Below are 7,813 nucleotides of genomic sequence, written 5' to 3'. Positions count from 1 at the left end.
CCACTACAACCGCCCCGACGGCGACTACACGAACTGGCGGCTCTACGCCTGGGGCGACCTCGCCGACGGCGAGGCCACGCCCTGGCCCGAGGGCCACGGCTTCACCGGCCGCGACGCCTACGGCGCCTTCGCGTACGTCAGGCTGAAGCCCGGCGCCTCCTCCGTCGGCTACCTCGTCATCGACAAGGACGGGAACAAGGACGTCGCCGCCGACCGCACCATCGACGTGACGAAGACCGGCGAGATCTGGCTGGAGCAGGGCAAGGAGCCCGCCCGCACCGACCGCCCGGCCTACCCGCCGCAGGACCAGGCCAAGGCCGTCCTCCACTACCAGCGCCCCGACGGCGCCTACGACGGCTGGGGCCTGCACGTCTGGACCGGCGCCGCGACCCCCACCGACTGGTCCAGGCCGCTGCTGCCCTCCCGTACCGACTCCTACGGCGCGGTCTACGAGGTCCCGCTCGCGGCCGGCGCCACCAGCCTCAGCTACATCCTCCACAAGGGCGACGAGAAGGACCTCCCCTCCGACCAGTCCCTGGACCTGAAGGCCACCGGCCACGAGGTCTGGATGCTGGGCGGAAAGGCGAAGTACCTCCTGCCGCAGCCCGCCGGATCCTCGGCCGCCCTGGACCTCACCAAGTCGCAGGCGGTGTGGATCGACCGCGACACCCTCGCCTGGAACGCCCCCGCGGCCGCCGCCTCCGTACAGCTCCTGGCCTCCCGCCAAGGCGCCGTCAAGGCCGAGAACGGCACCCTGCACGAGGGCGGCGCCCAGTGGCTCCGCCTGACCGGGTCCGCGCTCACCGCCGCCCAGAAGCAGAAGTTCCCCCACCTGGCCGCCTACGCCGCCTACACCGTCGACCCGCGCGACCGGGACCGCGTCCGCGAGGCCCTGCGCGGCCAGCTCGTCGCGAGCGCCCGCGCCGCGAACGGCGCCGTCCTCGCCGCCACCGGCGTCCAGCTCGCCGGCGTCCTGGACGACCTGTACGCGACGACCGCGGCCCTCGGCCCGGTCTTCAAGGACGGCCGCCCCACCCTCTCCGTCTGGGCCCCGACCGCCCAGCAGGTCTCCCTCGAACTCGACGGCCGCACGGTCGCCATGCGCCGCGACGACGCCACCGGCGTCTGGTCGGTGCGCGGCGAGCGCTCCTGGACCGGCAAGCCCTACCGCTACGCCGTCTCCGTCTGGGCCCCGACCACCGGGCAGATCGTCCGCAACCTGGTCACCGACCCGTACTCCACCGCCCTGACCGCGGACTCCACCCACAGCCTGGCCGTGGACCTGGCCGACCCGAAGCTCGCCCCGCCCGGCTGGAAGGACCTGCGCAAGCCCGCGCCCGTCCCCTTCACCTCCGCGCAGATCCAGGAGCTCCACATCCGCGACTTCTCCGTCGCGGACCGCACCAGCACCCACCCCGGCCAGTACCTCGCCTTCACCGACACCGGCTCGGCGGGCATGCGGCACCTGCGCGACCTGGCCGCCGCCGGAACCTCGTACGTCCACCTCCTCCCGGCCTTCGACATCGGCACCGTCCCGGAGAAACCGGCGGACCGCACCGAGCCCGCCTGCGACCTCACGGTGTACGCGCCGGACTCGCAGGAGCAGCAGGCCTGCGTGGCCGCCGCGGCCGCGAAGGACGCGTACAACTGGGGCTACGACCCGCTGCACTACACCGTCCCCGAGGGCAGCTACGCGAGCGACCCGAACGGCACGGCCCGTACGGTCGAGTTCCGCAGGATGGTCCAGTCCCTGAACGGGTCGGGGCTGCGCACGGTGATGGACGTGGTCTACAACCACACCGTCGCCGCCGGCCAGTCGGACAAGTCCGTCCTCGACCGCATCGTCCCCGGTTACTACCAGCGGCTGCTGGCCGACGGCTCCGTCGCCACCTCCACCTGCTGCGCGAACACCGCACCCGAGAACGCCATGATGGGCCGGCTCGTCGTGGACTCGATCGTCACCTGGGCGAAGGAGTACAAGGTCGACGGCTTCCGCTTCGACCTGATGGGCCACCACCCGAAGGCCAACATCCTGGCCGTCCGCAAGGCGCTCGACGGCCTGACCCTCGCCAAGGACGGGGTCGACGGCAAGAAGATCGTGCTCTACGGGGAGGGCTGGAACTTCGGCGAGATCGCCGACGACGCCCGCTTCGTGCAGGCCACGCAGAAGAACATGGCCGGAACCGGCATCGCCACCTTCTCCGACCGGGCGCGCGACGCGGTCCGCGGCGGCGGCCCCTTCGACGAGGACCCGCGCGTCCAGGGCTTCGCCTCGGGCCTGTTCACCAGCCCCAACTCTTCGCCCGCCAACGGCACCCCGGCCGAGCAGAAGGCCCGCCTGCTGCACGCCCAGGACCTGATCAAGGTGGGCCTGTCGGGCAACCTCGCCTCGTACGCCTTCACCGACACCACCGGCCGCCGCACCAAGGGCTCCGAGGTGGACTACAACGGCTCCCCGGCCGGCTACGCGGCCGCCCCCGGTGACGCCCTCGCCTACGCGGACGCCCACGACAACGAGACCCTCGCCGACGCCCTGACCTACAAGCTCCCGCCGGCCACGAGCACCGCGGACAAGGCCCGCATGCAGGTCCTGGCCATGGCGACGGCCACCCTCTCGCAGGGCCCGTCCCTCTCCCAGGCGGGCACGGACCTGCTGCGCTCCAAGTCCCTGGACCGCAACTCCTACGACAGCGGCGACTGGTTCAACGCGATCCAGTGGGACTGCCGCAACGGCAACGGCTTCGGCCGGGGCCTGCCCCCGGCCGCCGACAACGCCTCGAAGTGGATCCACGCGAAGCCCCTCCTGACGGGACCGGCCCCCACCTGCGGGGACATCACCGCCACCGCGGCGGCCCACCGCGACCTGCTGAAGATCCGCACCACCGCGCCGGAGTTCGCCCTCACCACGGCGGAGGCGGTCCAGTCGCGGCTGGCCTTCCCCCTCTCGGGCAAGGACGAGACCCCGGGCGTGATCACCATGACCCTGGGCGACCTCGTGGTGGTCTTCAACGCCACCCCCGGCGCCCAGCCCCAGCGCGTCCCCGCCCTCGCGGGCACCGCCTACCGCCTGCACCCGGTCCAGGCCGCCGGCTCGGACCCCACGGTCAAGCAGTCCGCGTACGACATCCGGACGGGAGAGTTCACCGCACCGGCCCGCACCGTCTCGGTCTTCACACGAGGCTGAGTTCGTCCAGCCGCTTCTCCAGCAGGATCACCCCGTAGGTCCTGCCGTCCTTCCCCTCCTTGTTGGGGAGCTCCCCGACCACCCGGTAGCCCGCACCCCGGTAGTACGCGAGCAGCCGGGGGTTGGTGGAGACGCAGTCCAGCCGCGCCCGCTCCCGTCCGGTCCTGGCGATCCGCCGCTCGGCATGTTCGAGCAGGCGGCGCCCGGCGCCGGCGGGGGCGGCCTCGCGTTCCACCATCAGCCGGTGCACGTACCCGGCCACCGGAGGCTGCACGCCCCAGGCCTCCTCGTCGGACCACCACAGCTCGTACGCCCCGACCACCCGGCCCTCGGAGTCGCCGCCGAGCCACACCTCGCCGTCGCCCATGCGCGAGCGGAAGTGGGCGGCGTCCTTGTCACCGGGCTTCCACTGGTCGATCCCGTGCTTCCGCATCCAGCGGGCGGCCTGGTCGTACAGCCGCACCAGCGTGCCGGCGTCCTTCTCCGCGGCCCGCCGGAACAAGATCCCGTCGTCAATGATCACGCGGGCATTATCGGTGATCGGGTGCTGCCGATGATCAAGGGCCCGGAACGAGCCCGCCGAGGCGCCCGACCAGCTCCCCGAACGGCCCGTCGGCCGGTTCGTCGGCCAGGATCCGCACGAGGATCCCCGCCATCTCCGCGTCGTAGGCGGCGCTCACCGCGGCCAGCGCGGCGAAGTCGTGCACCAGCTGCAGTTCCAGCTCGCCCCGCGGGATCCTGCGCCCGTCCAGCCAGATCAGTGCCGTGGACTCGGCGAGCGACACCCAGGACCGCACCACGAGCTCCAGCCGCGCCGGGGGATCCTCCAGCCCGATGCCCAGGTGCGTGAGGATCTGCTCGTACGCCGCCTGCCGGACCTCGTCGATCATCGCGTTGGCCCGGCTGCTGCCGGCCGCCGGACCGCCCCGCATCAGCGCCGAGAAGCCCGGCCCGTGGTCCTCGACGAAGGCGAAGAACCGCCCCATCACCCGCAGCAGGCGCGCCCCGAGCGGCCCCTCCCGCGGTTCCACGAACCGCTGCGCCAGCTCGTCGGCCGCCCGTCGCAGCGCGGCCTCGTACAGGCTCAGCTTGCCGGGAAAGTAGTGGTAGACGAGCGGCCGGGATATCCCCGCGGCCGCCGCGATCTCGTCGATCGACACATCGTCGGGCGAACGGTGGCTGAACAGCTCCAGGGCCACCCCGATCAGCTGCTGCCGCCGCTCCTCGACACCCATCCTGCGTCGCACCCCGGTTGTCATGCGGACACCCTACTGGGGAGCGTTCACAGGTCCAGGACGAGGCGGTCCCCCTTCGCTCGCGAGACGCACAACAGCATCGAGTCCGCGCGCTCCTGGTCGGTGAGCAGCTCGTCGCGGTGGTCCACCGCACCCGACAGGACGCGGTGTTGGCAGGTCCCGCAGAAACCCTGCTCGCAGGAGTACGGGGTGCCGGGCAGTTCCCGGCGCACCGCGGCCAGCGCGGTCTCGTCCGCCGACACCTCGACGACCCGTCCCGAGCGCCGGAGTTCGACGGTGAAGGCCTTCGCCGGGCCGGGCGCCGCCGCCGGCGAGAAGCGTTCCAGGTGGACCGCCGCCGGATCGGCCGCAGCCGCCGTGACGGCCAGCATCAGCGGCTCGGGTCCGCAGCAGTAGACCGGCGTGCCCGGTCCCGCCGCGGCCACGGGTGCCAGGTCGGGCCGGCCCGCCTGGTCCTCCGGGACGACCGTGACCCGGTCCCCGTAGGCCGCGAGTTCCGCCAGGAAGGGCATCGAGGCGCGCGAGCGGCCCCCGTACAGGAGGGTCCAGTCGGCGCCCGCCGCCGTGGCGGCCCGGAGCATCGGCAGGACCGGGGTGATGCCGATGCCGCCCGCGACGAAGACGTACGAGGGCGCGGGCACCAGCTCGAAGCGGTTGCGCGGCGGGCGCAGCTGCAGCTCGACGCCCTCGACCAGCTGGTCGTGCGCCTCGCGGGAGCCGCCGCGGCCGTCCTCGACCAGCCGGATCGCGATCGTGTACCTGCCGCCGTCCGCCGGGTCGCCGCACAGGGAGTACTGGCGGACCAGCCCCGAGGGCAGGGTGACGTCCACGTGCGCGCCCGGGGTCCACGCCGGAAGGTCCGGGGATTCCAGTGCCAGCTGCAGCACGCCCTCGGCCGGCTCCGTACGGGAGACGATCAGTGCGCGCAGCGCACGGCGCGGGGAGTGGCCCGAGACCGGTGTCTCCAGGGCGGGCAGGGGCCAGAGCGGGGACTTCCCGATGCGGCGGTTCAGGGCGCGCCGGGCCACCCAGGCCGCACCGGCCACCGCTGTGACCGCGAGGGCGCGCTTCATGCCCGCGCACCGCCGTTCGCGCCGGGGGAGGCGGCGAGGTAGGCCACCGCCTGGGCCGTCGAGCCCTCCTGGGAGGGGTGGTACGTGCGGGAGAGGTACTTCGGTATGGACTTCAGCATGGCGCCGGTGGACGGCAGGACCCCCTGCTGCCCCGCCCGGAAGAACTGGCCGAAGGAGGCCCTGGCGGCCACCAGTTGCGGGTCGTTCTCCATGAAGAAGCGCACGCCGCGCTGCCACAGGAAGACCAGGGCCGTGAAGGCGGTGGCCCAGGTGCGGGCCCGGCGGCGGTAGTTGCCGTCCACGTGCATGAAGAGGTCGAAGGCCACCGAGCGGTGCTCCACCTCCTCCGCCCCGTGCCAGCGCAGCAGGTCCAGCATGGTGGGGTCGGCGCCCCGCCGGTCCAGGGCGTCGGCGTTCAGCACCCAGTCGCCGAGGAACGCCGTGTAGTGCTCGATCGCCGCGATCATCGCGACCCGCTCCATCAGCCACCAGTGCCGGGCCCTGCCCGGCGGGAGGGTCCGGTCGCCGAGCAGCTTCTCGAACAGCCAGTCCACCTGCGCGGTGTACGGGGTGGGGTCCAGCCCGAGCCGCTTCAGGTGGGGGAGCACGTCGTCGTGCGCGGCGGCGTGCATGGCCTCCTGGCCGATGAAGCCGACCACGTCGGCACGCAGCCGCTCGTCCTTGATGTGGGGGAGCACCTGCTTGTAGACGTGCACGAACCAGCGCTCGCCCGCGGGGAGCAGCAGGTGCAGCACATTGATCATGTGCCCGGCGAAGGGTTCGCCGGGCAGCCAGTGGAGCGGGGTGTCCTCCCAGCCGAAGGACACGTTCCGGGGCCTCAGATCCACGTGTTCCGACGCCACGGGGGCGGGCGCGAGCGGCGTATTAGACATGGTGTCAATGTACTGATGGGTACAGGGGGTGAGAAGCCCCCTGCGCCGACTTCTCGCGCCCGCCGCCGCAGCGCGCCGCCGCATCGCGGCCGCGCGCTGCCGGAGGCCCGCGCGGCTACCGCCCGGTGGAGCCGCTCGCGAGCGCCCACTCGCGGTTCAGGGCGCCCAGCGGGATCTTGCGCTCGAAGACGGGCGTGCCGAACAGGGACAGCTGGAAGTGGAGGTTGCCGCTCAGGTCGAATCCGCCGTACAGCGCCCAGGCGCCGCTGACGGAGGCCTTGCCGTCGCTGGACGCGGTCGCCTTGACGTCGGCCTCGCCGCGCAGGTAGGGGGCGAAGTCGGCGGTGACGCCGACGGCGCCGTAGAGCCCGATGGACGCCTCGGCGCCGAGCGCGCCCTTGACGCGCCCGGTGGCGGTGACGGTCGCCTGGACCGGCGTGCTCTGGACGTTCGACGTGCTGACCGGGGTCCAGCCCTTGCCGAAGGCGTAGCTGCCGCCGACCTTGAAGTCGCCCTTGACGTCCTGCTGGACGTCGAGGGTCACGCGGCCGTCGGCCTCCACCTGGATGTAGCAGGTCAGGTCGAGGTTGACGACGACCGGAACCGGGCCGACCTGGATCACCGGGGAGCTGTGCAGCTTGGCGAAGGGGATCCGCTTGGGGGCTCCGGTGCTCGCGGCGGCGCGGCCCTGGAGCTTCCACTGCGAGGACCAGTCGCCGCTCATCCCGAGGAAGGCGCCGCGCGGACCGGCGCCGCCGCCCTGGGCGCCGTCGTACTGGAACTCGACCTGCGGGGCGAGCTGGACGAAGCCGGAGACGGAGGCGCCGGCCGAGGCGGGCGCGTCCGGGGCGGTGTCGACGGAGGCGTTCACGTCGAGCCGGAGGTTCCCGAGCGGCAGCTTGGCGCCCTCGGGGCCGAACTTCAGGCCGTCGCCCTTGGCCCAGGAGAAGGTGACGCCCTTCATCAGGGGCTCGACGGTGACCGATGACGGGTCGACGGGGACCTTGCCGTCGGCCTTGTCGTCGCCCAGGACGGAGTTCAGCGTCGTGGCGGCGGTCTTGACCTCGGTGCCGCGGTCGGTCTTGCCGACGACCTCGGTGACCTTGGCGAGCAGGCCGTTGGGGGCGCCCGGAGCCGGGGCGCTGGCGATGACGTCGCCCGCCGCGACGGGCTTGGCGGCCTCGGGGGACTTGCCCGGGGACGGTGAGCGGGTGGGCCCCTCGGGGGCCGTGGATATGACGGCCCGTCCGCTCTTGCTGTCGTAGGAGGCGACCTTCAGCGAGGACTTCTCGGTCTTGCCCTTGCCGTCGCCCCGGGACACGGCCGCGGGCGTGGGCGAGCCCTGTGGCGCCGCGGCCACGTCGAGCTGCTGGGACGTGCCGTCGGCCGACGGGGTGAGGGGGGCGG

6 protein-coding genes are annotated in these 7,813 nt (G+C 73.0%); 1 reads left to right on the top strand and 5 read right to left on the bottom strand.

The window, feature by feature from the left end:
- On the top strand, positions 1–3,184 hold a 3,184-nt coding region (gene pulA, locus PV721_RS38600), incomplete at its 5' end, for a pullulanase-type alpha-1,6-glucosidase (RefSeq protein WP_319732811.1).
- Here the strand turns inward: pulA and PV721_RS38595 are convergent.
- The 5 genes from PV721_RS38595 to PV721_RS38575 form a co-directional block, all read right to left on the bottom strand.
- Complete coding sequence (locus PV721_RS38595) at positions 3,171–3,707, bottom strand: GNAT family N-acetyltransferase (protein WP_319732809.1); 537 nt, start codon at positions 3,705–3,707, stop codon at positions 3,171–3,173. The genes pulA and PV721_RS38595 overlap by 14 nt on opposite strands.
- A gap of 34 nt (positions 3,708–3,741) precedes the next feature.
- Entirely contained in the window at positions 3,742–4,443 is a 702-nt protein-coding gene (locus PV721_RS38590; protein ID WP_319732807.1) for a TetR/AcrR family transcriptional regulator, read from the bottom strand.
- 23 nt (positions 4,444–4,466) lie between these two features.
- On the bottom strand, positions 4,467–5,513 hold the full coding sequence (locus tag PV721_RS38585; RefSeq protein ID WP_319732805.1) for a PDR/VanB family oxidoreductase: 1,047 nt from the start codon (positions 5,511–5,513) through the stop codon (positions 4,467–4,469).
- Positions 5,510–6,406 carry a metal-dependent hydrolase gene (locus tag PV721_RS38580; RefSeq protein WP_319732803.1) on the bottom strand — a complete coding sequence of 299 codons (897 nt, stop codon included), beginning with the start codon at positions 6,404–6,406 and terminating at the stop codon, positions 5,510–5,512. The genes PV721_RS38585 and PV721_RS38580 overlap by 4 nt, the downstream gene beginning before the upstream one ends.
- Before the next feature lie 115 nt (positions 6,407–6,521).
- Positions 6,522–7,813, bottom strand: a 1,292-nt coding sequence (locus tag PV721_RS38575; protein WP_319732801.1) for a hypothetical protein, incomplete at its 5' end; no start/stop codon positions are given.

This window comes from Streptomyces sp. MB09-01, from assembly GCF_033794505.1.
Lineage (GTDB): Bacteria > Actinomycetota > Actinomycetes > Streptomycetales > Streptomycetaceae > Streptomyces.
This window is presented reverse-complemented; position numbering and strand designations above follow the sequence as displayed.